Raw genomic sequence first — 218 nt, forward strand, 5'->3', positions numbered from 1 at the left:
GACTAACCGCATAAGTAGCTGCTGGACTTCCTGCTGTTGTTAGCGATGCATTATTAGCAGTGATTGCTGTTCCAACACAATAACTTGGTGTAGCAACGGTATAACTCAATCCTGCCGGAGCTTGATTCACGGTAATGGTTACAACCGATGTTGCAGTTCCACAACCACCAGTATTGCTGGCTGTGACGGTATATCCTGCAGATGCAACTGCTGTAGTT

1 protein-coding gene is annotated in these 218 nt (G+C 46.3%); it reads right to left on the minus strand.

The genetic code is table 11. The features are described 5' to 3' along the window. Positions 1–218: hypothetical protein (locus tag DOS84_RS19190; RefSeq protein ID WP_165830474.1), on the minus strand; the 218-nt coding region annotated here is incomplete at both ends.

Source organism: Flavobacterium aquariorum (genome assembly GCF_003254745.1).
Lineage (GTDB): Bacteria > Bacteroidota > Bacteroidia > Flavobacteriales > Flavobacteriaceae > Flavobacterium > Flavobacterium aquariorum.